Below are 25,421 nucleotides of genomic sequence, written 5' to 3' on the forward strand. Positions count from 1 at the left end.
TCAAGTCCAATCAACGTCAAATTTGTCGACAATCCGGCCCACTTGATCTGGTGAAAGTGCAGATGTGGGAACACCACGCAGCAGCAGGGCCAGTCGTGCCGTCGCTTCCAGTTCTTCCATCGCGTTGACCGCAGTTTCCAGGTCCTTCCCGGCGACCACCGGACCGTGGTTGGCCAGCAGAACAACAGAGCGCTTTCCGGCAAGGGCCCGCACCGCATCACCCATCGCCGGATCGCCCGGCACGAAAAATGGCAACAGCTGTACCTTGCCGAGCAGCATGACCCCGTAGGCCGTCAAAGGAGGCACCGCATTGTCAGGATCAAGGTCGGGGAGAAGAGACAGCGCGACCGAGTGAGACGAGTGAAGGTGGACGACAGCTCCTGTGCCGGGGCGCGTGTCGTAGAAGGCTGAGTGCAGAGGGATTTCTTTCGTGGGCCTGTCGCCCGACAAAAGCGAACCGTCTTCCGCCAGATGGCTGATCCGTGCCGGGTTCAGGGACCCCATGGAGGAGCCCGTCGGTGTGACGAGCAGGCTGCCATCGGACAGACGTACCGATATATTGCCGGTCGACCCATGACTCAAACCGCGGTCGAACAATGACTTTGCAAAAAATGCGATCTGATCGCGCGACTTGGCGAGTTCGCTCATGTGCAACCCTCCAGAATGGCGAGGGCATCCTGAAAGAAATTCGGCCCGCCAAAGTTTCCGGACTTCAGGGCCAGCGCGAGCGGTCGTCCCGTAACTTTCAGAGCCGGAACACCGGCGGCAATTTTCGGACCGATTTCCAGGGTGTCTGCGCCAAGACCGGAAACGACGGCTCCGGACGTCTCACCACCGGCCACGACAATGCGCTGAACACCTGCCTTGGAAAGCGCAGCGGCCAGGTCGGCAAAGACGGTTTCAATTGCTGCGGCGCTCGCTTCCCGGCCGTAGCGTTCCTGTGCAACAGCCACGACCTGCGGATCGGCAGAGGAATAGAGCAGGGGCGGTTGGTCCTGTTTCAACGCCCACTCGACAATTTCCTGCAGCGAAAGGCGGTCGCCCATTATGTCGTCTGCAGCAAGTTCGCGTGCCGGTGCTGCTGACTTATAGGCCTCTACCTGCTGACGGGTCGCAGTAGAGCAGGATCCGGACAGAACCACCGCCTTACCGGTGACGCCGGACCAGGGTGATAGTTGTTCGGCAAATCCAAAGTTGGCCGGAAGGCCCAAGGCTATGCCTGAGCCGCCGACAAGAAGCTTTCGGGACTTTGCAGCTTGCCCGATGGCAACCAGATCGTCATTGCGGATGGCATCCACAACGACCATGGCCTTGCCGGAAGTTTCCGCGCTTCGGTGAATGGCTTCAGGTCCGGCCCATACTTCGCCGGCCGAAACATGGCCGACATCCCAACCGGTTTGGCGTGCAAGGACTCGTCGAATATCCGGATCTGACATAGGCGTCAGCGGATGATGCTGCATGCCGCTTTCGCTGAGAAGCTTGTCTTTGACAAAGAGATGGCCCTGGTAGACGGTTCGGCCGTTTTCAGGAAAGGCGGGGCAAACGAAAACGATCGTTTCTTTCAGCCATTCCGCCAGGGCTTCGGCAACAGGACCGATATTGCCGGCATCGGTGGAATCGAAAGTTGAGCAAACTTTGAAAACAATTTGCTCTGCTCCCTGCGACATCAGCCAATCGCAGGCTGCCAGTGCCTGGGTCACAGCATCCTTTGCCGGAATCGTGCGCGTCTTCAGGCCAATGACGCCGGCTTCGATGCCGGGAGCCGCCGGGATGCCCGGAACGCCGACATACTGCGCGCTCGGCATTCCACCTTCCGACAACATGAGTGCAATGTCGGAGGCGCCGGTGAAATCATCCGCGATCACTCCGAGTTTCATGACTTCAGCCCCTTGAGCGGACCACGGTCGAGACGGAATATATGCTCTGGCCCGTGCGTCGGGAACAGGTCCCGCACCAGCGGATCATGACCTGGAATGACAAGATCCCGGGAACTGGCGAGCTTCTGAATGGTCTTGAATCCGTCCAGCATTTCTTTCAGGTCGACAACGATCGGGAACGGTTTGGCTTCCAGAAAATTCTCGTAATAGTGGGAAGCATCCGAGGCGAGACACATCCATCCCGGTTCCGTCAGCACCCGGACCACCTGCAGCCCCTTGCTGTGACCACCGGTCCGATGAACCGTGACCCCTTCGGCAACCTCTCCATCTCCTTCGTGAAAGACGACCCGCCCCGAATAGAGGCGTTTCACTGCTTCGCAGATGTGGTCGGCGGTGAAGGGCGCCTGCAGAGTGTCATGGCACATGCAGGGACCGGTGGCGTAGGCCATTTCGGCGGCTTGAATGTGGATCGTTGCGTTGGGGAAATGACGCAGGCCACCTGCGTGGTCATAGTGGAGATGCGTCACGATGAGTGTGGAGATGTCCTCAGGAGCAATGCCCAAAGGGGACAGCGCCTCGCGCGGATCGAGCCTTATTGGACGGCCCCGACGGTCGGCTTCTTCCTGGTCATAACCGGTATCAACCAATATCAGCTCGTCGCCCCGGCGCAGCACCCACATGAAATAATCCATGTCGTGCTGCAGATGGTGATCGTCATCGAACAGAAAGCTGTCCCTGCGGGTCCGTGAATTCCTGTCCGCATATTTGACTGCGAATACTTCCCAGGGCGTCATGAGGTCACCTTCGAATAGGTCGCAACTTTCTTGTCAGCGACCATGGACGACACTTCAGAGTCAAATTTCAGAAAGTGTTCGCTGGCGAGATGAACCTGAAAGGCGGTCGCATCGTCATAGATCTCGTACAAAAAGATCTCACCCGGCCGCGCGTCGTCTGTGCAGACGTCAAATTGGCGGCAGCCTGGTTCGGCCTTGAGTGAGGTTTGCGCATTTTCGATCATGAGTGGCAGGAACTCGTCCAGCTGCCCTTCCTTGATCTGAAAACAAACGGTTACTGCAAACATGGCCCGTATCTCCTACCGGAACAGATGCACCATACCCATCGATACGGCGGGTATGTAGGTGACGGCGAGAAGGGCGGCGATTGCGGCGATGTAGAGCGGCGCCATGTTGCGGGCGATGGACAAGACACCGACCCCGGAAATGCGCGAGGCAACATAGAGCGTGGCTCCAACCGGTGGCGTGAACAGTCCGACGGCAACGTTACAGGTCATGATCACCCCGAGATGGACAGGATCGACCCCGAAGGCTTGTGCGGTCGGCAGGAACAGAGGCGCAGTCAGAAGGATCGCCGGAACCGGATCGAGAACCAGGCCGAGAACCAGAAGCACCACGTTGACCAGCAACAGGAACATCCACGGTCCGGTTGAAAAGTCCTGCACGAAGCCAACCAGGATCTGGGGCATCTGTTCCAGAGTGATCAGCCAGCCGAGCACGGTGGTCGCACCGATGACGACCATCACGACCGCGCTGGTCACAAAGGAATCGATCAAAAGGCGTGGCAGGTCCTTCAGTTTGAAGTCTCTGTAGACGACCGTGGTCACGAACAGACCGTAGATAACGGCGAGCGCTGCTGCTTCCGTTGGTGTTACCCAGCCTGTGAAGATGCCGCCGAGGATCAGGATCGGCATGAAGAGTGCTGGCGCCGTGCCGACGAAGGAGGAGGTCAGCTCTTTCAGAGTTGTTGTCCTGCCGCCCGGATCGCAATTGGTCGACTTGCCGACGTAGTAGCAAACCGCCATGAACAGGGCACCGAACACGATACCCGGGATCATTCCGCCCAGGAACAGATCCGCGACCGAGACATTGCCGACGAAGCCGTAGATCAGCATCGGAATAGAGGGAGGTATGATGATGCCGATCGTACCTGCCGCGGCAACGAGCCCGGCCGCGAAAGCCGTGTTGTATCCCTCACGGGACATATTCTTGATCATGACGGAGCCGATCGCAGCGGAATCCGCGATGGCCGAGCCGGAAATGCCGCCAAAGATCATCGAAGCACCAACAACGACCATGCCCAGACCGCCCGCCATGAAGCCGAACGCCGCCTTGGCAAAGCCGATGATACGCAGGCCGACACCGCCACGGCTCATCATTTCACCGGCAACGATGAAGAGAGGAATGGCGAGGAAATGATTGGGTTCCACTCCTCCGATGAAGTTCAGGAAGAGCGCCTGCAACGGGTAGCCGAGATCGAACACGAAAATCGGCAGGACTGCGGTGAGAAGAATAGCCCAGACCAGGGGAATGCCCAGGAAGACGGTCGTCAGGAATACGGCAACAACAAAGAGAAGAATCATAGCAGGGCCTCCCCACCGTCGGAATGAGTAGCGTGGGGAACAACCGGATTTCTGAGATCGAAAACCATGTTGTAGAGGTGAAATATCAGCGTGATCGCCATGCCGACCGGCATGGAAGCGTAGAGCAGGCCGACAGGCCAGTAGAGGACCGTTGTTTTCTGCGCCCAGGTATGAACGGAAATATTGTAGCCGGTGTAGATCAGGCTGATCAGCAGTGCTGCGATGATAACGTCGATGGCAATCGACAGGACACGTTGCCCGACCAGAGGAAACAGTCTTTCAACAATCTCGGTGACGCGCATATGAGCTCCGCGCGCAACAGCTGCCGCGCAACCGATAAAGGTGCTCCAGAGCAGCAGGAAGCTGGTAACTTCCAGCGACCACGCCAGATCAAAGCCCGCAAACCCCCGCAAGGAAGCGTTGCAGAAAACCAGCGTGACAATCGCCAGGCTGCCAAGCGCCAGACAAAAGTCGACCAGATGGCTGAGCAAGCGAAGCGCAGCCGGATAGTGATCTCGGTAGTCCAAGGGTCTTCTCTTTTTCAAGAAAGGGCCGGAACCTTCAGGCCAGTCCGTCCGGTTCCGGCAGGTTTCACGCTATCAGGGTTCGGTCAGTTCTGTGCGGGAAGCGCTTCGCGAATGGCTGCTGCATCCGACAGGATTTGATCTACAGCTTCTTCGCCGTAGACGTCTTTTGCTTTCGCATAGACCGATTGAACTGCCTCGCGGAACGGTGCGATTTCCGGAACGCTGACCGTAGCGCCGTCCTCGGTCATTTCCGCAAGCTGGCTGTTGACCGAGTTCTTCACGAGTTCGCGGCTGAAGGCCGCAGACTCGGCGGCAGCCTTGAGAACGGCTTCCTTGTCTTCGTCAGAGAAGGATTGCCAGGTCTTTTCAGCGATGGTCAGTGGCAGCGGGCTGTAGACGTGACGGGTGAGGGTAATGTTCGGTGCGACCTCGTAGAACCGGAGCGACTTGATCGTGTCGACCGGGTTTTCCTGACCGTTCACGATCCCCTGTTGGATGGAGAGGTAGACGTCCGTGATCGGCATGACGACCGTCTGGAAACCGATCGCCTCCATGGACCAGCGGATCATGTCATTCGGAAAAACGCGCATCTTCATGGACTGGGCGTCTTCCGGCGAGGCGAGGGGTTCGTTTGTGGTGAAGCTGCGGAAGCCGGCTTCCCATGTCGACAGGACACGGAAACCTTTCTCGGGAAGCTTCTCGAACTCGCCCTGCAACCATTCCGAATTGTCGTAAAGCTCCCAGCCCTGTTCGTAAGTGTCGACCAGAAACGGCATGGCCGTCAGGTTCAGGGTCGGAAGGTGCGTCGCATAGCTGCCGGTTGCCGAGACGGTAAAGTCGATGCCGCCAAGCTGAAGCAGTTCGATGGCTTTCGGGTCGTTGGCCAGCTGTCCGGACGGGAAGACCTGCACTTCGTAGCGTCCGTCCGTGTATTCGGCGACCTTTTCCGCAAACAGTTCTGCTGCTGCCTGTCTCGAGCCACCGGGATTGTCGGTGTGACTGAAACGCAGGGTTTCAACAGCGGCAGCTCCGCTCACACCGGCGACCAGGACGGCTGCGCTCAGCAGCAGGCGGCTCAAACTCTTCTTATCAAGCATTTCGATCTCCTCCCACGGTCGTATTTCAAACCGTATCAATTTACACATTCGATTGCGTATACGTAATTCAATCCCTTGTCAACTCGACCCGGGTCGACTATCAAGTTGCGAAGGCGCGAGCGCCGCCGAGGACCTCAGGCCGAAAGGACCCGTCCCGCGGCAGATACGCAGATGCAGGGGAGAAGAAACTGATGACGGAAACTGGCGAGCCCTTGCGCGTTGCCTGTCTTGGAGCCGGCTACTTCGCCCGGTTCCACTACGAGGCCTGGCGAAACCTACCGCGCGTGCGCCTTGTCGGTGCTTGTGATCAGGATCAGGATAAGGCCCGGTCGACGGGCCTGACCGCCTTTGGTGACCTTCAATGCATGCTGAGAATGGCCAAGCCCGACCTCTTGGACATCATCACGCCGCCCCAAACTCATCTCGCAGCATTGAAAGCAGCGATCGAATTCGGCGTGAAAGCAATCATCTGCCAGAAGCCGTTCTGCAAAACGCTGGAAGAAGCAAGCGAGGCTGTGAGGATTGCAGATGAAGCAGGTGTCACACTTGTCGTGCACGAAAACTTCCGCTTCCAGCCTTGGTATCGAACGATAAAACAGGCGCTGCAAGACAATCTTCTGGGAGATCTTCTGCAGTTGACTTTCCGTTTGCGAACCGGAGACGGGCAGGGACATAAAGCCTATCTCGATCGCCAGCCATACTTTCAGACAATGCCGAAACTTCTGATCCACGAAACCGGTGTTCACTGGATCGACACCTTTCGCTATCTGCTGGGTGAACCGCAGGCCGTTTATGCCGACCTGCGCCGGCTCAATCCGGTCATCCGGGGAGAAGACGCAGGCTACTTCATATTCGACTACGAAGGGGGCGTGCGTGCCTTGTTTGACGGCAACCGGCTGCTGGACCATGCAGCTGAAAATTGTCGCACCACACTGGGTGAAGCGCTGGTGGAAGGCACAAGGGGTACTCTGACCCTGTCCGGGGACGGCTCCGTCCGATTGCGCCATTTCGCAGCTACCGAAGAACGCCTGTTGCTTGCCGCGCGTTCATGGGATGGGTTCGGCGGCGATTGCGTGAAGAATCTGATAAGTCATGTGATTGATGGCATTCTGGACGGAACGCCGCTGGAAAATGAAGCGCGCGACTATTTGAAGGTCATCGCGATTGAACAGGCGATTTACGAGTCAGATCGGCTGGGGAAGAAAATTCGGGAGTTTGTCAGTGCTTGAGGCGCCGAAACCCAAGACAATCACCACGCAGGCGATGGAACAGATCCGTCAACTGATCTTTGATGGCGAGCTTGCTGCGGGATCCGATCATCTGGAAAGTGAATTGGCCGACCGGCTGGGCATGTCCCGCACCCCTGTTCGTGAGGCAACCCTGATGCTGGCCCAACAGGGACTTCTTGAAGTGCGTCCGCGCAAGGGCGTGCGGATCACGACCCTGTCCTTGAAGGACATGGAAGAGATTTATTCCGTGCTGACGGAACTGGAGAGCCTGGCAGCGGAAGAGGCGGCTCAAGCCGGTCTCTCGGATGAAGACTTATGCGAACTCAAACAGTCCATCGAAGCCATGGAAGAGGCGCTGGGCAACGAGGACCGGGAGGCCTGGGCGATTGCGGATGACGCTTTCCACGAGGAATTGGTTCGCCTGGGGGGAAATTCCCGTGTTCAGTCCATTGTCTCGATGATGTCCAACCAGGTCCGGCGTGCGCGAGCAATGACACTCTACATCCGGCCACTACCGCTAAAATCCAACGAAGATCATCGTGCGGTCTTTGATGCGATCAAGAACGGTAATGCGGCCGAAGCGCGCGAGCGGCACCGCAGTCACCGGCAGGACGCGCGTGAAGTGCTGATCGACCTTCTGAAAAAACACAAGCTGTTTCAGCTTTAGCCAGTCTGCTCCCATCCGGAGCGGGCATATCAGCCCGCTTGCCAGACCTTGATCGCCTCAACCGGGTAAACCAGCATCAGGACATTCAGTGTGAGGTTGTCCCGGATGACCCAGAGCGCCAGCAGCTCAAAGACAATTGCGGTGAGAATGGTGACCCAGACAGGCACCCGCCAGGCGAAGAAAAACCCGAGCAGCATCCAGAGGATGTCGAAGACGGAATTGAGCACACTGTCGCCGGTATAGCCGACGGCAATGGTCGCCTCGCGGTAACGGTCGATGATCCATGGACTGTTTTCCGCGACTTCCCAGGCAGCTTCAATGAATATCGCCCCGAGCGCCCGTTCCCCGACCGTCCATCTCCGGAAAAGCAGCCACAGGAACCAGTAGAAAATGAACCCGTGGATGATGTGAGAGAAAGTGTACCAGTCGGCAATATGCTGTGAGGAGCCGGAGACATCGCTCGCCGGCGTCCACAGAAGCACATAACCGCACTCGCAAATGGGGATGCGCCCCATGGCCAATAGAATGATGGCCGTCGCGGCGATCATGCCGATACCGATGAGGAAACATTTGCTGCGGCTCAAGGGGCTCTCCCTGGACTGAAATGGGCGAATCGCAATTCTTTGCTGGAAATTTAGCAGAAACCTTTCTATGACCTTGCGCCAACGAAACATCAATCCGTCCGGCTCTTGAAGATTGAAGTTGCGCCCCGGTTTCAACCGACGCGTTTGCGCAACCCTGCCGGAACAGAGGATCAGGAGATCACAATGAGCCTCAACGGCGTGGCGCCTTTTCAAGCCCGGCGCACCTTCGCGATCATTTCCCACCCGGATGCGGGTAAGACGACACTGACGGAAAAACTGCTTCTGTCAGGTGGCGCGATCCGGGCAGCCGGTCAGGTGCGCGCCCGCGGTGAGCGCCGCCGCGCCCGTTCCGACTGGATGAAGATCGAACAGGAACGCGGGATTTCGGTGTCGTCCTCGGTCATGACCTTTGAGCGAAAGGGCATTGTCTATAACCTTCTCGATACACCGGGGCACGAGGACTTCTCTGAAGATACCTACCGCACGCTGACAGCTGTTGATGCTGCAATCATGGTGATCGACGCCGCCAAGGGTATCGAAACCCAGACCCGAAAGCTGTTCGAAGTCTGCCGTTTGCGCGATATCCCGATCATCACCTTCGTCAACAAGATTGACCGAGAGGGGCGTCACGCACTGGAGATCCTAGACGAAGTTCAGGAAGCACTGGCGCTTGACGTATCTCCGCAGACCTGGCCTGTCGGCATGGGGTCGGACTTCTTCGGCGTCTATGACTGGCAGAAGAAACAGTTCCATACGTCTGGTGGTGAGCGCGGTGGTCCCTTCACCGAGACCAAAGATGTTTCTGGTCTGGACGACGAGGCCCTGACCGGCACAGTCTTCGACCGGATCATGGACGAGCTCACCGAGAACGTTGAGCTTGGCGCGGAAGGCTACGCCGAGTTCGACAAGGAGAGCTTTCTTGAAGGCCATCTGACCCCGGTCTTTTTCGGTTCTGCGCTGCGTGACTACGGTATCGAAGAAGTGCTCGACTTCATTGCCGATTTCGCACCGCCGCCGCATTCTCAGCCGGCGACCGGTGGGCGCACCATCATGCCGGAAGAAGACAAGGTCACAGGGTTTGTTTTCAAGGTGCAGGCCAACATGGACCCGAAGCACCGCGACCGCATCGCCTTCGTCCGTCTATGCTCAGGAACTTTCAAGCGCGGAATGAAGTTGAAGCACGTTCGTGCAGGCAAGCAGATCGCCGTCTCGGCCCCGATCTTCTTCTTCGCCGAGGAGCGCGAAATCGCCGATCTGGCGTATCCGGGCGATGTTATCGGCGTGCCGAACCACGGTCAGCTTCGCGTGGGTGACACATTGACGGAAGGTGAAAACATTCACGTGACCGGCCTTCCGGCCTTCGCACCTGAAATCCTGCGCCGCGTCCGCCTTTCCGACACCATGCGGGTCAAGCAGATGCGCCAGGGCCTGCAGGATCTGGCAGAAGAAGGGCTTGTTCAGATCTTCAAGCCGGACCTTGGCTCCAACTGGATTGTCGGCGTGGTCGGGGCGCTTCAGCTCGACGTTGTTGTTGACCGGCTGCGTGCCGAATACGGCACCGAGATCGGATTTGAAACCGTGCCTTACACCACTGCGCGTTGGATCGAGACCGACGGCCAGACACTTCAGAAAATGCTTGAAGGTCATCGTATCTCGATCGCCAACGATCGCGACGACAAGCCGGTGTTCCTTTTCAAGAACTCCTGGGAAGTCGGTCATATCACTGAGAAATTCCCGGATGTGACCTTCCGCGAAACCCGCGAGATCGTCTACGAGGCTTAACGGCAGGCAGTGGTTCTGCCACGTCTTGTTTGCCGTTCTTGATCTAGGAAGGTTGACTTCGCCGGACCGCACTCGGGCCGGCGAAGAGGCTATGTCTGTGCACTGGTTTGACCTTGTCTATGCGCAGGGCTTGCGCATCGAGAGAGAGCGGCCGCAAGCCTCTGACCTCATCTTTCCATCGAGCACTATTCGGTTGGTTCTCACCGCCATCGAACTGCATTGATATCGCACCCTTTTGCGTGTTGGCCCTGCTTCGCGTTATCTTCTGGCGGGGGTTACGTTCCGCCGCCGGTTTTTCCGGTGGTAAGCCGCAACAGCAAACGTGGTGCGAAATGGCTGATTATGACAAGAACCCCTCTCCCTATTTGCAGCAGGCTTTTTCAGACAACCCTTATCGATTGCTCGAACTGACAGTCTTCATGGAGGTCCTCGGGGATGTTTCAGGCAAGCGCGTGCTCGACCTTGCCTGTGGCGACGGCCGCCTGACACGCATTCTGGCTCACGGTGGCGCCGCGGAAGTGCTTGGACTGGACGTTTCCACGGAGATGCTGGGCCGTGCCCGTGAGCAGAACGAACGTGGTGAACCGGAGGCATTTCCCGATAACGTCACCTATGGCGAAATCAGTGCCACCGATGACATGTTCCAATGGGTTGAGCCTGCGGACGTCGTCACAGCCATGTACCTGTTCCACTATGCCCGCAGCATGGAGGAAGTGTCTCAGATGGGCAGGTTCATAGGTCGAAATCTCGTCAAGGGCGGCCGTTTCGTGACCTACACCATCAATCCGGACTACGACTTCACAAATGCTCCGGAAGACATGGAAGCCCGGATCGGGTTTCGGTACGGCATCGTCGATCCGCCCGCCTACACGCTTGTGATAAAGGACTTCGAAGTGCCAATCTGGCAATGGAGCCGCGAAGAACACGAAGAGGCTCTCAAGGAAGGAGGCCTTCGCAATATCGAATGGCATCCTTTGAAGTTCCCGCCAGAAAAACAGGACCTGAACGAAGACTGGGCCTGGTATCTGGACAACTCAAGCTGCATTGTTCTGTCGGGGGAAAAAACAGAGTGATTGGGCTCTCCCTTTCGGGTCTGCCTGAGACTGCCGACGGTTACGGAAGGCGATGCCGAGGTTGCAGATGAAGCTAGGCCGTGGATACAAAATCAGTCTATTGTCGCGACAAAGCCCAAGACTTACCCTTTTCCGGACACTCAAGAATGCCTCTAACCCTGCGCCCGGTAACGCCCGCCGACTGTGATCTTGTCTGTCGGCAGCGGGAAGACATGTTTCGCTCCGCCCGCCACAAGGAGGACGCACTTGCAGCTATGGCGGAACCTTATCGTACGTGGCAGCGGGAGCATCTTGAGGATGGCAGCTATTTCGGTTTCATTGCGGAAGAAGAAGGGCAGCCGGTTGGCGGCATTGGTCTGATGGAAGTCGATTTTCCACCCCATCCGCTGCACCCGGCCAAGGCAAGCCGCGGGTACGTGCTCAATTTGTTCGTCGAGCCTGCCTGGCGCGGGCAAGGTATCGCGACAAAGCTCATGGCCGCTGCCGAGGAAAGCTTCAGAGCAAGGGGGCTGTCCTATGCAATGCTGCATGCCACGAAACAGGCGCGCCCGATGTATGAGCAACACGGCTGGTCGCAGACACCGGAACTGGGCAAGCCTCTTTCCCTTGCCTAGATGCTGTTCTTTCGCAGGCGTTTGATGGATCTGAGCAGTTTCCCGGGAGTGCGATTGCCTCGCTATCCTTCTCCACTTGCCACTGTTCCTGAAACCCAGAACTCGTTTCGCCGTGACTTGATCTGCCCGGCGAGAAAGTCAACGAACAAGCGGACGCGGGCGGTGTTTTTCAGGTCCTTGTGCAGAAGAAGCCAGATTGAGCGATAGGGAAGGGGTTTCTGGAAAGGAGCCCTGATCAGGCCGGGATGCCGGTCACCGAGATTGCAGGCAAGGTACGCCATGCCCATTCCGGCGGCGGCCAGCGTGATCAGCGGAACGATGTCGGATACCCGGTGTCGCAGTTTTGCTTTCGGATAGCAGCTGTTCTTGATCCAGGGAGCCGTGGTCTCGGTATCCGGTTCATGAAACCCGATGAGCGACAGGCCGTCTCCGCCATTGTTCCTGACTTTCTGCGCGTACTCCTTGGTGCAGTAAGCGGCCTGGGACATCTGTACCAGCTTCCGGCCGACGACATCTTCGGTCACCTCATTGGCAACTCTCAAACTGACATCGGCTTCGCGCCTGGTCAGGTCAACCACGTTGTTGGTGAAGTTCATATTCAGGTTGATGTCGGGGTAACGGTCGGAAAAAAGCGCAAGATCATCCATGATGGAGGTCATGGCCAGGCCATGCGGCAGGCTGATATAGATCGTTCCCTTCGGTACGGCGTCGCGTCCGACGATCACCCGCGATGCAGCCGTCATCTCTTCTTCGACCCGTTCCGCGTACGGCATAAGGTCTTCGCCCAACTGGGTCAGAACAAGTCCGGATTTTGACCGGTCGAAAAGCCTGCTGCCGACCCGTTCCTCCATAACCTCGACACGCCTTGCCAGGGTCGTGTGATTGGCGCCGATACTGTCGGCACCGCCTCGCAATGTTCCTGAGCGGGCAACCGCGAGGAAGTATTTCAGGTCGTCCCAGTTTAGCGAGTGGCTTTCCTGCTGCGTCATTCGATTGGATCTTCTGGTTCAAATTTGAAACATGATGTCCAATTTTGCCCCTCTACAGATCAAAGTTCAACCACTCTACCTCTTGAACATCGTGATCGCTGTAGAGGGAAAACCAACATGAAACCGATCCAGACCGTTTTAATCACTGGCGCGAATGCCGGTCTGGGGCGTGAAGCTGCAAGACAGCTGGCGCTTCATGACGGTATCGAAAAAATTTACCTGGGGTGCCGCAACGAATTGAAGGCCTTTGCCGCCAGGGCTGCTCTGGAGGCAGAAACAGGTCGCAAGATCTTCGACATCATCTTGATGGACATGAGTGACCCGGCATCCGTTCGCAGTGCCGTGGCCAACATGGAAGAACCGGTTGATGCCGTTGTGCTCAATGCCGGCGGCATGGGAGGCAGGGACCCCGCAGCCAAGACCGGAAGCGGTGTTACGAGCATCTTCGCCGTAAATGTTCTGGGGCACGCGGTGTTGGTCGATGAACTGCTTGAGCGGCAGTTGCTGACTTCCACGGTTCTCTACGCAGGGTCGGAAGCAGCGCGCGGAATTCCGAAGATGGGGATTGCCAAACCGGTTCTGGAAACGTCTTCTGTGAACGAGTTTGCTTCCATCGCCGACGGCTCAAAGTTCAACGCCAAGAGCGATCCGCTTGAACTCTACGCGAATGTAAAACTGATGGCAGCGTTGTGGATGAGTTCGATGGCCCGCCAGCATCCGCACATTCGCTTCGTTACCATGAGCCCGGGTGGCACTACCGGTACCAATGGCATGGATGATCTGCCCTTCCTCAAGAAGTTGTTTTTCAAGCATGTCGGTTGGGTTGTCATGCCGCTTTTCGGGATGATGCACGGGATTGATGTCGGGGCAAAACGGTATGTTGACGGCCTTCTCAACCCGAAATTCGAGAGCGGGCGTTTCTACGCAAGCGGCGGTGGTTCACCGACGGGACCGCTGGTCGATCAGACGACCATTGCTGCTGACCTCGACAACACGGCGTTTCAGGACAATGCAAAACAGGCCATTCGCCTCTTCGCCTGAGTTGCCACTCAACGATCTTCCCAAAGGAGACCAATATGGAAATGACTTTTCAAATTCTTGTCGGCCTGGCGAGCGCCTTCTTGCTCGGCCTTGGGCTGATGTCGATGTTCGCACCGAGGAAAATGGTTGGCAACTTCGCCGTGGAACCGCTCGGAACGGCCGGTCTGAGCTCGGTCCGGTCCGTATTTGGCGGACTGTTTCTTGCCTGTGTCGGCATGCTGGTGTTCGGGCTTGCGAGCGGACAGACGCTGGCTTTTGCAGCAGTGGCAATCGTGATGGGCGCAGTCGCTTTCGGCCGGGTCGTGGGGATCATTGCTGATGGTGCGGACAAGGCCGTCATCCCTCCGCTAATCGTGGAACTGGTCATCGCAGGCGTACTCGTGGCTGCCTATCTCCAGCCGACAAGCGTCTGAAATTTCCGGCAACCCAACTTGTAAAGCGAATGCGGCGGATGAAATTTCGCCGTATTCGCTTGTCTCCCAGACGCGGTCCTGAATAGAGCTCCGCGCGCACAAGCCACTTCGGTGGAACACGACTTGAAACCGAGTGAATGGTTGGCAGCAACCGGCATTTGAGTGCTCTCGTGACAGCGTCGCTGCGACATCTGCTTGACATATACTTCTCCGAGAGTGCCAAATTAAAGACAATTGTAACTTTTATTCATGCCGGTTCAGGATTGCGTCAACAATGATTACATTGCCGGAACTTGCTGCCGATGCACTTGGTGACTTCCTGACCAACTACGTTCAACGCCGGTTCGGTCAGTCGGAGCCGGAACTTGCCGAGCTTGTGCCGTCCGTTGCGCGCATTGCGCTGGAATGCATCGGCAACAGTGACGCTCTCTATCACAATATCGAACACACACTGCTGGTGACCATGGCAGGGCATGACATCATGCGCGGCCGGGCACTGCACACCCACATGGAGCCTGCAGACTACGCGCATGTGATCGTTGCCTGTCTGACCCACGATATTGGTTATGTCCGAGGTATTCTGCCCGGTGACGATGCCGATGGCTTTGTGATGAACGAGGCGGGCGACAAGGTGCAACTCGAACGTGGAGCATCCGATGCCTCGATGACGCCCCACCATGTCGATCGCTCGAAGCTCTACATCTTCGAACGCATTCAAAACACGCCGCTGCTCGATCCAAAGAGGATTGCGGATGCGGTTGAAGGTACCAGGTTTCCAGCCATTTTGCCTGACAAGGGCGAGGCCCTGGGAGAAGACGCAACGCTCCTGCGGGCAGCAGACCTGATAGGCCAACTTGGGGACCCGCATTACTTTCGCAAGGCAAACGCACTCTACTATGAATTTGAAGAAGCCGGGCTCAACAAGGAGTTTGGCTATGACACCGCGGCCGATCTGGTTCACCGCTATCCGCAGTTTTACTGGAACAGCGTCGCGCCATGCATACAAAACGCGATCCAGTATCTAAAGATCACCGCGTCGGGCCGCCAGTGGATCGCAAATCTTTACTCAAACCTCTTCCTGGCCGAGCGTGACATGGCGCTGCACGGGCCACAGCGATAGCCTATCAAGCGCGCAGGTACGTAAATCGTCGACCGCATCAATATTCGGGTCGAATGATCAGGTTGTCGTCATTCGTCCTTCTCACTGTGGTTTCGCAAGGTTATGCTTCGGAAAAGTTACAATGCGCAGTTTGAGCAACCATGCTTTTCATTCAGAATTTCAATGCTGAAAGTCTTGCGGACAGTACCGTCAGTTTGCTGGCTGCCTTTGTTTTGGGAACGTTGATCGGCGCCGAGCGACAGTACCGGCAGCGCAGCGCGGGTCTCAGAACCAATGTTCTTGTTGCAGTTGGTGCATCTGCTTTTGTCGATCTGGCGCTGATTGTGGCTGGAGCCGATGGCGCCTCCCGCGTGATTTCCTACGTGGTTTCCGGTGTCGGTTTTCTCGGGGCCGGGGTCATCATGAAGGAGGGCGGAGATGTCCGCGGTCTCAATACGGCAGCAACTCTGTGGGCGTCGGCCGCGGTCGGGGCTTGTGCAGGCGCGGACTTTATTGCCGAGGCCGTACTCGTCACAGCGGTGGTGATTGCCGGCAACACACTGCTGCGACCCCTGGTTAACGCGATCGACCGCGCCCCGATCAGCGAAGATCAGAGCGAAGCGATTTACGAAGTCTACGTTCTGGCTGAAGCCGGCAAGGCCACAGATGCACGCGAAGCCGTCTACACGATCCTGAATCGTTCCCGCTATCCGGTCGCCCATATCGAAATGGATGCGATTGGTGAGGGGGTCATGGAGATTGTGGCGACCCTGGTCAGTCAGTCCGTCGATGCGGAGGAACTCAAGAAGGCCATGGCCGAATTGAAAAAGGTAAGCGGTGTCAGCCGTGCGCGCTGGGAGGTCAGCACAGGCGAATAGCCACCTTCCGACAATTCAATTTTACGCAGCCAGATAGAACAGATTGAGAGATTCACGTGACGGATGGACGAACGACACTCACACCACGTTCGATTTTGGCAGCAACAAGTGGCAACGTTCTGGAATGGTATGACTTTACCGTCTACGGGTTCCTTGCCCCGACCCTGGCCGCATTGTTTTTTCCCTCAACCGACAAGCTTGCCTCTCTCCTGTCGGCCTTTGCTGTTCTGGCCGTCGGATACGCGGCAAGACCGATCGGCAGCGTGATCTTCGGCCACATCGGTGACCGGGTTGGCCGGAAGGCAGCGCTAATGATTTCCGTTTTGGTGATGGGGGGCGGTTCCCTGGCAATCGCAGCGCTGCCAACTTACGAGCAGATCGGCGTGGCTGCTGCGGTACTGCTGGTGTTGGTCCGCATCGTTCAAGGCATTTCAGTTGCCGGAGAATACACCGCATCCGGTGTTCTTCTGGTTGAACAGGCAAAGGAAGGTCGAAAGGCGCTGACAGGAGCCTGGGTAGCCTTTGCGATGATGTGGGGCTGCGTTCTGGGGTCCGCCGTTCCGGCCGGCTTCAATTCGATTTTGACGACAGAACAAATGACCGAGTGGGGCTGGCGACTGCCATTTCTTTTGGGAGGCGTTGTTGCTGTTTTCAGCGCGATATTGCGCCGGAGCCTGACTGAAACGCTGATTGACAAAGACAGCGAGGAGGGGGCTTCACCAGTCTGGCAGAGCATTCGGGATCATTCCGGTCTGATCGGTCAGATGGTGCTGCTGCTTATTCCGACTTCCGTTGTCTATTTCGTCATCTACGTCTATGCCGTGTCCTACCTGAGTTCCGAACCCGGTTTCACCTCTGCGGATGCGCTGGACATCACCACGGCCAATCTGATCGTCATGGCAATCTTCATTCCGATATGTGGTCTGGCTGCAGACAGGTTCGGTCTGAGGGCCGTATTCCTGTCAGGCGCGATTGGCACTCTTGTGCTGGCTTTGCCCTGCTGGTGGCTGATGCATCGAGATGACATGATGCAGGTGTTTATCGGGCAACTTGGCCTGACATTGGCGAGTACCGCCGGTTGGGCCTTGTCCATCACGGCATTGACGCTCATGGCGCCGGCGCTTCTTCGCTGTAGTTCCGTCGCGCTTGGTTACAACATCTGCCTGGCGTTGTTCGGTGGAACCACACCAATGGTCGCAACCTACCTGGTCAACCGAACGGGTGATGACTATGCCCCGGTTTACTACATTTTGTTTGCGGTACTTCTGTCTCTTCCAGTGATCTGGCGTTTGCCCAAGCTGATCAGTCGCATGTCGGCCTGAGTTGAAGGTCAGATCGACGAAGGCTATTCGGAAATCCGCAACCTGACACCGGTAAAGTCATAGCTCACCGGATCTCGGACAGTTTCAGTGCTGTCTGGGTCGGCATCAATGGACAGAAATTCCACGGTCGTGGATCCCGTCACGTCCCCGGTGTCAGGACTGGCTTCTGCAAGGGTTGTGATCCGTGCCATGTACCGGTTGTCGTCTGCGTTCGGAGACGTGGTGAAATCGAACATGACGATCTTGAGTTTGGCCTTGCCGTCGGTGTGCCCAAGGCACTTCCAGCTGCCGCGGCCATCAGAAAATGGCTGATATCCGGCAACGCCGCCTTCAGCGGAGTCGGTGACAAATGCGTGCCCGCCATTGGTCAGCGCAATCAGCCCCCGGTCCACCCTTGTCTTTTCCTTAATCTTGACGACCCGCTTTGTCAGGTAGGTGCCGACCGCATTCAGGCAGCCACCGATTTCCGGGCTGATCTCTTCTGCCTGAGCGGGGAAACCCGCAATGGAAAGGGCTGCAAGCGAAACAAGGGCCTTCGTGCTGATCATCACCATAACTCCCAAGCGCAATTTCCGGAACGGACCTAGCATAGCCCAGACATTCAGGGTTGCGAAATCAGGACAAGACAAGAAAGGCGCCGGATCTCTCCGGCGCCTTCAAATGTCTCGGCTTAATCGTTAGCTATTCAGGAAGCTCTTGCGGATGGCAGTTCGATATCGATGCCCAATGTGGTGACATCGCCGTCCCGGTCCATTTCCAGGCGAACAGCGTCCGGATCGATATCAATCTTCTTGGCCACCACCGCGAGGATTTCCTCCCGGAGGCTTGAGATCAGTGCCGCATCGGTTCCGTTGTCAGCCCGTTCATGCGCCAACAGAATTTGCAGCCTGTTCTTGGCAACCGAAGCGCTTTCGTTTCTCTTGCCGAAGAAGCTGAGGATGTTCATGCAGCCCTCCCTTTGAAGAGCTTGCCGAACAGGCTCTTCTTTTCTTCCGGGATGGTGACCGGGATCTCTTCACCCAGCAACCGGCGGACCGCTTCCATGTAAGCCTTGGCCGGTGCGGAGTTTTCGTCCGACAAGGTGACCGGCAGGCCGACGTTGGAGGCTTTCAGGACGTCCTTGCTTTCCGGAACGACACCGATCAGCGGAACGGAAAGAATGTCAACAACATCGTCAGTTGCCAGCATGTCTCCGGTCTTGGCCCGCTCCGTGTCGTAGCGCGTGATCATCAGATGTTTCGGCATGCGTCCGCCGTCTTCCGCTACCTTGGTCTTGGCATCGAGCAGACCGATGATCCTGTCGCAGTCGCGGACGGAAGATACTTCCGGGTTGGAGACGATGATGGCTTCATCTGCGTGGCGCATGGCGAGTGTCGCACCGCGCTCGATCCCCGCAGGGCTGTCGCAGATGATCCAGTCGAAATACATGCGCAATTCGCTGATGACGCTGGCCACGCCTTCTTCGGTCAAGGCATCCTTGTCGCGTGTCTGGGACGCGGGCAGAAGATAGAGGTTGCTGAGTTTCTTGTCGCGAACAAGAGCCTGCTTGATGGAGGCTTCACCGCGAACAACATTGACAAGATCGAACACCACGCGGCGCTCCGCACCCATGATCAGATCGAGATTGCGAAGACCGACGTCAAAGTCGATTGCGCAAACCTGGTAGCCTTCTTTGGCAAGCGCCGAGGCAATGGCCGCGGTTGTGGTCGTTTTTCCGACCCCGCCCTTGCCTGACGTGACCACAACGACGGTAGCGTTGCTCATGGTGTTTGTCCTGTTTTTCTTTGCAGCGCTGGCCACCTTCTGTGTGCCAGGACCGGGGTTAGTTCAGTTCTTCGAAGACCAGCGTTTCATTTTCAAAACGGATCTGAGTGGGCGCATTGCGCAGAGATCCGTCAAAATCGTCCGCGACTTTGTAAAGCCCATTGATCGAGACCAGTTCAGCGTCCAGCCTTGAGCAGAAGATCCGCGCGTTGTCCTTGCCTGCGACACCTGCCAGCGCGCGGCCACGCAAGGCGCCGTAAACGTGGATTGATCCACCTGCAATGATTTCGGCGCCGGAACTGACCGAGCCAATGACGGTCACGTCGCCATCGGGGTGCAGAATGCTCTGGCCGGAACGAACAGGTTCGGTGATTACGATGGAAGCTTCATTGTCTGCTGCATCAGCAATTGCTTCCGCCACAGCATCCGCTGCGGTTTCATCTGGTGTGTCGCTGGTAGCCGCGCCGTTCGCTTGCGCCTTCTTCTTCTTGGGAGAAGGTGCGCCTTCGCTCGGCCCGGCGTCATCGCCGTTCGCAGCCTTCGAGGTCTCTTTCGACGGTGTCGGCACTTCGACATCCGAGGTCAGCCGGCCTCCGGAAAAGCTTGGTGGCATTCCAGGTTTCAGCCGGGTACCGGCAACGCCGTCAATACCCATTACCCTGATGGAGCGTTCGGAAAGGCCTGCAAGCAGCTCTTCCAGTTCTTCAATAGGTATCTTGCTGCCACGAACATCAAGGACGATCGGCCGGTCGATAAAGAAGCCCGGAGAGCGCGAGATGATGCGGTCAATTTCCCGGAACCAGTCCTCGAAGGGCGGCTCGGGTGAAAGCACGATGGCAATAAAGGATTTTCCCTTGAACTTCATTTAAGAGGTCCGACGGCATCATTTGTTCGGTTGATTTGGTTCTATAAACGTAACATTAACCGAACCTCACATTTGGGCAGTCGGCCGTTTTCCACCGATATCAATTTTCATATGCAATTTCAGGCAATTGGCGACTGCCGAGAGTCGGCGATGAAAAAGGTATCGCGCGGACCTGCAAGATTTGACAATGCATCGGCTGAGAATCAAGTCCGTGACAAAAAGTGAACTCCTTCGCCGCCGCACAAGTTAACTAATTTCTTGTAAAGGGCTGGAAAATTGTCATAGTGCAGTGCACTATAGGTTGTCGATTAAGTGGGCGTTCAGGCGTCTTGGGAACAAGAATGAGTAATTTCAGTGACATAATGGGTTATGTCGGCCTTACAACTGGAGAGGCTGCTGCTGCTCTGAATGTATCGGAAGATGAAATTGTTCGCTGGTGCAGCACAAGCGATGCGCCACCCCTTCATATTTGGCAAAGCCTCGTGCGGATGCTCGATGAAATTCGCTTCTCTGCCGAAGAAGCCGCCAAGGCAGCCGATCTCGATCATCTGGACGCGTCGGATCTCAACAGCGTTCAGTTGATGGTTCCCGGTCAGGCAGCGTCGGAGTTTGCTGGTCCGAAGCGCGCGGCTACCGCGTTGGCGGTAGCAGCGCTGGCCCGCGTTTTCGTCTGATCATCTCCTTCTCGGCTTGAGAGCCGCTGAGAGCGATGTTTTTCGGTCACTCTGATGGATCATGCGTCCTGAAGCGAGGCTGCCAGATATTCCGCAAGGGCTGCCTCGCTGACCGGTTTTGGCAGCATTGCGAACCGATTGCGATAGGCATGCGAAACAGGTGCTTTTTCAGGCAGGTGTCCGGAGACAACAACAAGTTTGCAGTCCGTATGTCTTTCCAGAACCTGCGGAACCAGATCCCATCCGGAATGACCGTTGTCGAGCTGCAGGTCCGTCACGACGGCGGCAAGTGGTTCGCTCTGTCTAACGCAGGACTGCGCTTCCTCGAACGTGTGCACCCTTGCGACCGAATAGCCAAGCTTTCCGAGCTGACCGGAAATGACTTCTGCGGACTTTCGATCGTCGTCGATGACAAGAGCCCGACCTCGCGCACTGGGCACCCGGGATGAACCGGACGAGATTTGCTGCTGCGGAAAGAGCAAAGTCACACGGGTTCCCTGATCTGGCTGGGAGTCGATCTGGATGGACCCGCCTGACTGGTGCACAAACCCGTGCACCATCGACAAACCAAGCCCCGTGCCTTCGCCGTCTGGACGAGCGCTGAAGAATGGTTCGGCTGCCTGACGGAGCGTGTCCGCGTCCATGCCGCAGCCATTGTCCTTTACCCATAGCGCTATCTTTCCATCCGGCTGCCGCGCGACGCCGATTTCAATCTGCCCGTCATCGGCAATTGCCTGACCGGCATTGACGCACAGATTGAGGATTGCGCTTTCCAGCTGCCCGGGATCGATCCTGGCCAGCATCGGTCCGTCTTCGCAAGTGATGGTGAGGTTCACCGTCTCCGGCAAAGCCATCGAAAGAAGGTCTTCCATTCCCTCGGCGATGGCCGCTATGTCCGTTTCCTGAGGCGCCAGGTGCTGTTTGCGGGCAAAGGCAAGCAGTCTTTCAATCAGCGACACGCCGAGTTCTACCGCGTCATTGATCCTGGCGCGAAGAGCGGATGCTTTTGGTGACAGTTCACCTTCCAGCATGTGCAGATTGCCGGAGATCGTCGAAAGTATGTTGCCAAAGTCATGAGCAACCTCGCCGGTAACTTTGCCGAGGCTCTCGACACGCCGGATTTCTTCAAGGCGTTCATCGATACGTTTGCGCTCGGTGGTTTCGGAGAAAAGCCAGACCGAACCACCGTCGGGTAGGGCGGATTGGCGCACTTCCAGAACGTTTCCGGCCGGGCTGGCATATTCGCCAAAGCCGGCCCGGTCGTTTTCATTGGCTCGGCGTTCAAACGAGGAAACCTCGATCAGTTCTGCCAGCGTGAGCCGGTTGTCACCGCTGACCGGCTCCAGGCGCAGGAGTTCGCGAACCCGCCCATTTTCGGCAATGATCTGGCCGGTCGGTGACAGGACGGCAACGCCATCGCTGATGTTCTGGAACACAGTGATGAACAGCTCGTTGCGCCGCCAAACTTCCCGCGTCTTGCGTTCCAGCCGCAAGGCATTGGAACGGAATTTCCTGAAAGCTTCCGACAGCTGGCCGATCTCATCGGACGAGCTTGTTTTCTTGGGCAGGCGCGCTTTCAAGTCGCCGGCTGCAAGGCGCCGCATGACGTCGGTGATCTGGTGAAGGTTGCCGACCACATAGCGCGAAACGAAAAGCGCAGCACCCGCGGCCACGATCATGCTGATGGCGGTCAGGAAGAGGATCACCGCCTTGGCAAAGGTGATGCTCGTTGTCGTCTTGTCTCTTGAAATCTGCAATCTGGCTCTGGCGTCAGCAACCTTTTGCAGGGCGTAGGCATTCACCTGAGCGACTTCGGTGCGGATCCGGAAAAGTGCATTTTCCGCGTCGAGCCTGGCGGCAAGATCCGAAAAGCGGAGCGAAAACAGATCGCCACGCATTCGCACAGCTTCTTCCACTTCGGTGAGAGCGGCAAGAACGTGAATTGGCTGATTGACGCCGATATCCTGCCTGATGCGGCGGTACGTGCTCTGATGCTCACCGATCTTGATCAGTTCCTGGCTGCGCAGCGCCCCGATGGCGGCCATGACCAGCTGTTGAAGCGATGACCAGCTTTGCCGGTTCTGCAGCGGCTGCTCCGGCGCCTGTGCCAGCCGGCGGAACCGTCTCAAGAGACGCTCAAGATCCTGATCGATGAGCGTCAGCGTCGATGCTGTCTTGCTGCGCGGGTCCATCACCCTCACAAGGTCGAGAATTGCAGCTCTGATGCGGGCAAGCGGACGCGCGAGGTCAGGATCATTGCCGCCGAGCTGCTCGATCCGTTCAAGCATCCCGAGGATTTCCTTTGCCTCGCTCTCGAGCTGAAAACTTGGCCCCAGCGTCATCAGGAAGGGAGCGGATGTGGCCAGCTGGGAGGCGCTGCCGGAAAGCTCCAGCGCGTTTGAAACCTCGGTCAGCGTCTGGTCATGAAATGTGCCCAGCTGATCTTCCGCATTGTTGAGCGTGACTAGAGATATCAAACCGACAACCATGATGCCGACGAGAAGCAAGCCGATTGCCGAGAGCAGCAGAGACCTGATGCTGGGTTGCCTGAGCCGGGCGTTGCTCATGCCCTGTCTGCCTGCAGAACGAAAATGTATCCCTGCGCCCGCCGTGTCTGCAGGTGTACGGGCTTGGACGGAACATCCTCTATTTTTCGGCGCAATCTCAGGATCAGGACATCAATGGTTCTGTCCACGTATCGTTGCATGTCGCTGCCGATTTCGCGCATCAGGTCCGTTCGGGGAATGATGCGGTCGGGGTTCTTCACGAAATACTCGAGCAAGACGTATTCCGCATTTGTCAGGGGTATCTCGTCACCGTTCGGATCCAGCAATTCCCGGCGTTTCAGGTTGACCCGCTTGCTGCCGAAAGTGATTTCGTGGTCCTTGCCGGATTTGGCTGAAGCTGAAACACCATGTCCGTATCGTCGTAGTACCGCGCGTATGCGGGCAACCAGTTCGCGTGGATTGAACGGTTTCATCAGATAGTCATCGGCACCCGTTTCCAGCCCGATGATCTTGTCAATCTCATCTCCGACACCGGTCAGCATGACAATGGGAAGTTCGCTTGTCTCGCGAATATGGATTGCAAGCGTGAGACCGGACTCGCCTCTGAGCCGCAGGTCGATCAGCGCCAGATCGTAATTCTGAAGACTGCCTGATGACTTGAAACTGTCACTGTCTTGAAATGCGACCGGAGCAAAGCCGCTCGCTTCCATGAGAGCGGAAAGCGTGTCACGCACATCCGGATCATCATCGATGATGGCGATTACCGGGTTGTGTGCGTTCGCTTCCATGATGCCGCTCTTTTGCAGTTTATTGAGCTGTCTAACATGAAGAACAGGCGGGAAGACCAGAATTTAATTACAAATGTTTCAGCGCTGGCGCGGGCGCTGTAACACTGTTAACGAAAAAGGCTTGGCCGGGCTGTTCTGTTAACACTTCCCCGCTCGTTTTGCTGCGCCAACTGCCGCTAGGCTTGCCTCGGTCCTTCAAGGAGCCTCCGCAACTCATTGCGAGGCCAGAACGATCCATTTGGGAGGAAATTATGAAGAACTTGCTGGCCCGGCTCGGCTCCGCGGCTTTTGTAACCGGTTTTGCCGTTTCGTCTGCATATGCCGCGGACTGCGCGAACCAGGGTGCGCTGGACACTATCTATTGTGACGCCAATGGCGACCTCGTTGCCGATGCGCCGACCGATCCGGCCAAACTCACCAATCCCGACACACTGGTTTTTGCCTATACTCCTGTCGAGGATCCTGCGGTCTATGCCGACATCTGGGCACCGTTCATTGACCATCTGGAAAACGTGACCGGCAAGGACGTTCAGTTCTTCGCCGTTCAGTCAAACTCGGCCGAAGTGGAAGCCATGCGTTCCGGCCGTCTGCACATTGCAGGCTTTTCGACCGGACCGACGCCGTTTGCCGTGAACCTCGCCGGTGCGGTGCCATTTGCGATCATGGGCAGCGAAGACGGACAGTTCGGTTACCGCCTGCAGGTGTTCACGCAGGCAGACTCCGATATTCAGAAGCCGGCCGATCTTGCCGGTAAACGCGTTGCCCACACGTCTCCGACTTCAAACTCCGGAAACCAGGCCCCGCGCGCTCTGTTCCCTGCGCTGGGCGTCGTGCCGGATCAGGATTATGAAGTCATCTATTCCGGATCACACGACCAGTCCATGCTGGGCGTCGTTGCAGGTGACTACGACGCTGCACCGGTTGCCTCCGAGGTTGTGGAACGCATGGCGGATCGCGGGCTTTACGACCCGGCGGAGGTTCGCCTTGTCTGGGAGAGTGACCCGTTCCCGACAACGTCCTTCAACTATGCCCATGACCTGGACCCGGCACTGGTCGAGAAAATCAAGGAAGCGTTTTTCAGCTTCGACTTCAAGGGCAACAAACTCGGTGAGGAATTCGAAGGCGTCAGCAAATTCGTTCCCATCACCTACAAGGACCAGTGGGCCGTAATCCGGCAGATCCAGGCCAGCAACGGCGTTGAGTACACGCCGCAAGGTCTTGCCAAGTAAGAAACCGGCCATTCGGCCCGCCGCA

27 protein-coding genes are annotated in these 25,421 nt (G+C 57.1%); 12 read left to right on the forward strand and 15 right to left on the reverse strand.

Features of this window, described 5'->3' with window-relative positions:
- The 7 genes from otnC to ABLO27_RS00090 form a co-directional block, all read right to left on the reverse strand.
- The gene (gene otnC, locus ABLO27_RS00060; RefSeq protein ID WP_353029740.1) at positions 1-648 is read right to left on the reverse strand and encodes a 3-oxo-tetronate 4-phosphate decarboxylase; all 648 of its coding nucleotides are present in this window, start codon (positions 646-648) and stop codon (positions 1-3) included.
- The gene (gene otnK, locus ABLO27_RS00065; protein ID WP_353029741.1) at positions 645-1,877 is read right to left on the reverse strand and encodes a 3-oxo-tetronate kinase; all 1,233 of its coding nucleotides are present in this window, start codon (positions 1,875-1,877) and stop codon (positions 645-647) included. The genes otnC and otnK overlap by 4 nt, the downstream gene beginning before the upstream one ends.
- Complete coding sequence (locus tag ABLO27_RS00070; protein ID WP_353029742.1) at positions 1,874-2,671, reverse strand: N-acyl homoserine lactonase family protein; 798 nt, start codon at positions 2,669-2,671, stop codon at positions 1,874-1,876. The genes otnK and ABLO27_RS00070 overlap by 4 nt, the downstream gene beginning before the upstream one ends.
- Entirely contained in the window at positions 2,668-2,958 is a 291-nt protein-coding gene (locus tag ABLO27_RS00075) for a putative quinol monooxygenase (RefSeq protein WP_353029743.1), read from the reverse strand. The genes ABLO27_RS00070 and ABLO27_RS00075 overlap by 4 nt, the downstream gene beginning before the upstream one ends.
- Before the next feature lie 12 nt (positions 2,959-2,970).
- Positions 2,971-4,254 (reverse strand): TRAP transporter large permease, encoded by a 1,284-nt coding sequence (locus tag ABLO27_RS00080; RefSeq protein ID WP_353029744.1) that lies wholly within the window; start codon positions 4,252-4,254, stop codon positions 2,971-2,973.
- Positions 4,251-4,781, reverse strand: a complete 531-nt coding sequence (locus ABLO27_RS00085; RefSeq protein ID WP_353029745.1) for a TRAP transporter small permease — start codon at positions 4,779-4,781, stop codon at positions 4,251-4,253. Before ABLO27_RS00085 ends, ABLO27_RS00080 begins: the two co-directional genes overlap by 4 nt.
- 83 nt (positions 4,782-4,864) lie before the next feature.
- Complete coding sequence (locus ABLO27_RS00090; RefSeq protein ID WP_353029746.1) at positions 4,865-5,878, reverse strand: TRAP transporter substrate-binding protein; 1,014 nt, start codon at positions 5,876-5,878, stop codon at positions 4,865-4,867.
- A 191-nt stretch (positions 5,879-6,069) separates the two neighbouring features.
- Between ABLO27_RS00090 and ABLO27_RS00095 the strand changes: the two genes are divergently transcribed.
- Both ABLO27_RS00095 and ABLO27_RS00100 read left to right on the forward strand, forming a co-directional pair.
- Positions 6,070-7,107, forward strand: coding sequence for a Gfo/Idh/MocA family protein (locus ABLO27_RS00095; protein WP_353029747.1), 1,038 nt, complete (start codon positions 6,070-6,072; stop codon positions 7,105-7,107).
- A complete protein-coding gene (locus ABLO27_RS00100; protein ID WP_353029748.1) occupies positions 7,100-7,774 on the forward strand; it encodes a GntR family transcriptional regulator in 675 nt (224 codons plus the stop codon). The genes ABLO27_RS00095 and ABLO27_RS00100 overlap by 8 nt, the downstream gene beginning before the upstream one ends.
- Before the next feature lie 29 nt (positions 7,775-7,803).
- Here ABLO27_RS00100 and ABLO27_RS00105 read toward each other — a convergent pair whose 3' ends face one another.
- Complete coding sequence (locus ABLO27_RS00105; protein WP_353029749.1) at positions 7,804-8,358, reverse strand: DUF2585 domain-containing protein; 555 nt, start codon at positions 8,356-8,358, stop codon at positions 7,804-7,806.
- A gap of 183 nt (positions 8,359-8,541) precedes the next feature.
- Here ABLO27_RS00105 and ABLO27_RS00110 point away from each other — a divergent pair, with 183 nt between their 5' ends.
- The 3 genes from ABLO27_RS00110 (at position 8,542) to ABLO27_RS00120 (ending at position 11,827) form a co-directional block, all read left to right on the forward strand.
- The gene (locus tag ABLO27_RS00110; RefSeq protein ID WP_353029750.1) at positions 8,542-10,140 is read left to right on the forward strand and encodes a peptide chain release factor 3; all 1,599 of its coding nucleotides are present in this window, start codon (positions 8,542-8,544) and stop codon (positions 10,138-10,140) included.
- Positions 10,141-10,472: 332 nt separating this feature from the next.
- Positions 10,473-11,213 (forward strand): class I SAM-dependent methyltransferase, encoded by a 741-nt coding sequence (locus tag ABLO27_RS00115; protein ID WP_353029751.1) that lies wholly within the window; start codon positions 10,473-10,475, stop codon positions 11,211-11,213.
- 146 nt (positions 11,214-11,359) lie between these two features.
- The gene (locus ABLO27_RS00120) at positions 11,360-11,827 is read left to right on the forward strand and encodes a GNAT family N-acetyltransferase (RefSeq protein WP_353029752.1); all 468 of its coding nucleotides are present in this window, start codon (positions 11,360-11,362) and stop codon (positions 11,825-11,827) included.
- Between the two features lie 62 nt (positions 11,828-11,889).
- On the opposite strand, the gene ABLO27_RS00125 is transcribed toward ABLO27_RS00120, so the two are convergent.
- Positions 11,890-12,816, reverse strand: coding sequence for a LysR family transcriptional regulator (locus ABLO27_RS00125; RefSeq protein WP_353029753.1), 927 nt, complete (start codon positions 12,814-12,816; stop codon positions 11,890-11,892).
- Positions 12,817-12,933: 117 nt separating this feature from the next.
- Between ABLO27_RS00125 and ABLO27_RS00130 the strand changes: the two genes are divergently transcribed.
- The 5 genes from ABLO27_RS00130 to ABLO27_RS00150 all read left to right on the forward strand — a co-directional run bounded on the left by ABLO27_RS00130 (position 12,934) and on the right by ABLO27_RS00150 (position 17,569).
- Positions 12,934-13,857 carry an SDR family NAD(P)-dependent oxidoreductase gene (locus tag ABLO27_RS00130; RefSeq protein ID WP_353029754.1) on the forward strand — a complete coding sequence of 308 codons (924 nt, stop codon included), beginning with the start codon at positions 12,934-12,936 and terminating at the stop codon, positions 13,855-13,857.
- Positions 13,858-13,892: 35 nt separating this feature from the next.
- Positions 13,893-14,270, forward strand: a complete 378-nt coding sequence (locus ABLO27_RS00135; RefSeq protein ID WP_353029755.1) for a DUF4345 family protein — start codon at positions 13,893-13,895, stop codon at positions 14,268-14,270.
- 274 nt (positions 14,271-14,544) lie between these two features.
- Complete coding sequence (locus ABLO27_RS00140) at positions 14,545-15,390, forward strand: metal-dependent phosphohydrolase (RefSeq protein ID WP_353029756.1); 846 nt, start codon at positions 14,545-14,547, stop codon at positions 15,388-15,390.
- A gap of 140 nt (positions 15,391-15,530) precedes the next feature.
- Positions 15,531-16,247 carry an MgtC/SapB family protein gene (locus ABLO27_RS00145; protein WP_353029757.1) on the forward strand — a complete coding sequence of 239 codons (717 nt, stop codon included), beginning with the start codon at positions 15,531-15,533 and terminating at the stop codon, positions 16,245-16,247.
- A gap of 56 nt (positions 16,248-16,303) precedes the next feature.
- A complete protein-coding gene (locus tag ABLO27_RS00150) occupies positions 16,304-17,569 on the forward strand; it encodes an MFS transporter (RefSeq protein ID WP_353029758.1) in 1,266 nt (421 codons plus the stop codon).
- A gap of 23 nt (positions 17,570-17,592) precedes the next feature.
- Here ABLO27_RS00150 and ABLO27_RS00155 read toward each other — a convergent pair whose 3' ends face one another.
- The 4 genes from ABLO27_RS00155 to minC form a co-directional block, all read right to left on the reverse strand.
- The gene (locus ABLO27_RS00155) at positions 17,593-18,117 is read right to left on the reverse strand and encodes a hypothetical protein (RefSeq protein ID WP_353029759.1); all 525 of its coding nucleotides are present in this window, start codon (positions 18,115-18,117) and stop codon (positions 17,593-17,595) included.
- Positions 18,118-18,254: 137 nt separating this feature from the next.
- Positions 18,255-18,515, reverse strand: a complete 261-nt coding sequence (gene minE / locus ABLO27_RS00160; RefSeq protein WP_352939802.1) for a cell division topological specificity factor MinE — start codon at positions 18,513-18,515, stop codon at positions 18,255-18,257.
- A complete protein-coding gene (gene minD / locus ABLO27_RS00165; RefSeq protein ID WP_353029760.1) occupies positions 18,512-19,333 on the reverse strand; it encodes a septum site-determining protein MinD in 822 nt (273 codons plus the stop codon). Before minD ends, minE begins: the two co-directional genes overlap by 4 nt.
- 58 nt (positions 19,334-19,391) lie before the next feature.
- Entirely contained in the window at positions 19,392-20,198 is an 807-nt protein-coding gene (gene minC / locus ABLO27_RS00170) for a septum site-determining protein MinC (RefSeq protein ID WP_353029761.1), read from the reverse strand.
- A 341-nt stretch (positions 20,199-20,539) separates the two neighbouring features.
- Between minC and ABLO27_RS00175 the strand changes: the two genes are divergently transcribed.
- Positions 20,540-20,872, forward strand: coding sequence for a hypothetical protein (locus ABLO27_RS00175; RefSeq protein WP_353029762.1), 333 nt, complete (start codon positions 20,540-20,542; stop codon positions 20,870-20,872).
- Positions 20,873-20,931: 59 nt separating this feature from the next.
- Here the strand turns inward: ABLO27_RS00175 and ABLO27_RS00180 are convergent, their stop codons facing one another.
- Positions 20,932-23,439 carry an ATP-binding protein gene (locus tag ABLO27_RS00180; RefSeq protein ID WP_353029763.1) on the reverse strand — a complete coding sequence of 836 codons (2,508 nt, stop codon included), beginning with the start codon at positions 23,437-23,439 and terminating at the stop codon, positions 20,932-20,934.
- The gene (locus ABLO27_RS00185; RefSeq protein ID WP_353029764.1) at positions 23,436-24,167 is read right to left on the reverse strand and encodes a response regulator transcription factor; all 732 of its coding nucleotides are present in this window, start codon (positions 24,165-24,167) and stop codon (positions 23,436-23,438) included. Before ABLO27_RS00185 ends, ABLO27_RS00180 begins: the two co-directional genes overlap by 4 nt.
- 251 nt (positions 24,168-24,418) lie before the next feature.
- Between ABLO27_RS00185 and phnD the strand changes: the two genes are divergently transcribed.
- Complete coding sequence (phnD, locus tag ABLO27_RS00190; protein WP_352939791.1) at positions 24,419-25,396, forward strand: phosphate/phosphite/phosphonate ABC transporter substrate-binding protein; 978 nt, start codon at positions 24,419-24,421, stop codon at positions 25,394-25,396.
- The last annotated feature ends 25 nt before the right edge of the window (positions 25,397-25,421 follow it).

Source organism: Roseibium sp. SCP15 (genome assembly GCF_040329435.1).
Taxonomy (GTDB): Bacteria; Pseudomonadota; Alphaproteobacteria; order Rhizobiales; family Stappiaceae; genus Roseibium.

Bases quoted from the DNA above. Each gene is read 5' to 3' on its own strand.
- otnC (WP_353029740.1), bottom strand. From the start codon at position 648: ATGAGCGAACTCGCCAAGTCGCGCGATCAGATCGCATTTTTTGCAAAG.
- otnK (WP_353029741.1), bottom strand. From the start codon at position 1,877: ATGAAACTCGGAGTGATCGCGGATGATTTCACCGGCGCCTCCGACATT.
- ABLO27_RS00070 (WP_353029742.1), bottom strand. From the start codon at position 2,671: ATGACGCCCTGGGAAGTATTCGCAGTCAAATATGCGGACAGGAATTCA.
- ABLO27_RS00075 (WP_353029743.1), bottom strand. From the start codon at position 2,958: ATGTTTGCAGTAACCGTTTGTTTTCAGATCAAGGAAGGGCAGCTGGAC.
- ABLO27_RS00080 (WP_353029744.1), bottom strand. From the start codon at position 4,254: ATGATTCTTCTCTTTGTTGTTGCCGTATTCCTGACGACCGTCTTCCTG.
- ABLO27_RS00090 (WP_353029746.1), bottom strand. From the start codon at position 5,878: ATGCTTGATAAGAAGAGTTTGAGCCGCCTGCTGCTGAGCGCAGCCGTC.
- ABLO27_RS00095 (WP_353029747.1), top strand. From the start codon at position 6,070: ATGACGGAAACTGGCGAGCCCTTGCGCGTTGCCTGTCTTGGAGCCGGC.
- ABLO27_RS00110 (WP_353029750.1), top strand. From the start codon at position 8,542: ATGAGCCTCAACGGCGTGGCGCCTTTTCAAGCCCGGCGCACCTTCGCG.
- ABLO27_RS00115 (WP_353029751.1), top strand. From the start codon at position 10,473: ATGGCTGATTATGACAAGAACCCCTCTCCCTATTTGCAGCAGGCTTTT.
- ABLO27_RS00120 (WP_353029752.1), top strand. From the start codon at position 11,360: ATGCCTCTAACCCTGCGCCCGGTAACGCCCGCCGACTGTGATCTTGTC.
- ABLO27_RS00125 (WP_353029753.1), bottom strand. From the start codon at position 12,816: ATGACGCAGCAGGAAAGCCACTCGCTAAACTGGGACGACCTGAAATAC.
- ABLO27_RS00130 (WP_353029754.1), top strand. From the start codon at position 12,934: ATGAAACCGATCCAGACCGTTTTAATCACTGGCGCGAATGCCGGTCTG.
- ABLO27_RS00135 (WP_353029755.1), top strand. From the start codon at position 13,893: ATGGAAATGACTTTTCAAATTCTTGTCGGCCTGGCGAGCGCCTTCTTG.
- ABLO27_RS00140 (WP_353029756.1), top strand. From the start codon at position 14,545: ATGATTACATTGCCGGAACTTGCTGCCGATGCACTTGGTGACTTCCTG.
- ABLO27_RS00145 (WP_353029757.1), top strand. From the start codon at position 15,531: ATGCTTTTCATTCAGAATTTCAATGCTGAAAGTCTTGCGGACAGTACC.
- ABLO27_RS00155 (WP_353029759.1), bottom strand. From the start codon at position 18,117: ATGATCAGCACGAAGGCCCTTGTTTCGCTTGCAGCCCTTTCCATTGCG.
- minE (WP_352939802.1), bottom strand. From the start codon at position 18,515: ATGAACATCCTCAGCTTCTTCGGCAAGAGAAACGAAAGCGCTTCGGTT.
- minD (WP_353029760.1), bottom strand. From the start codon at position 19,333: ATGAGCAACGCTACCGTCGTTGTGGTCACGTCAGGCAAGGGCGGGGTC.
- minC (WP_353029761.1), bottom strand. From the start codon at position 20,198: ATGAAGTTCAAGGGAAAATCCTTTATTGCCATCGTGCTTTCACCCGAG.
- ABLO27_RS00175 (WP_353029762.1), top strand. From the start codon at position 20,540: ATGAGTAATTTCAGTGACATAATGGGTTATGTCGGCCTTACAACTGGA.
- ABLO27_RS00180 (WP_353029763.1), bottom strand. From the start codon at position 23,439: ATGAGCAACGCCCGGCTCAGGCAACCCAGCATCAGGTCTCTGCTGCTC.
- ABLO27_RS00185 (WP_353029764.1), bottom strand. From the start codon at position 24,167: ATGGAAGCGAACGCACACAACCCGGTAATCGCCATCATCGATGATGAT.
- phnD (WP_352939791.1), top strand. From the start codon at position 24,419: ATGAAGAACTTGCTGGCCCGGCTCGGCTCCGCGGCTTTTGTAACCGGT.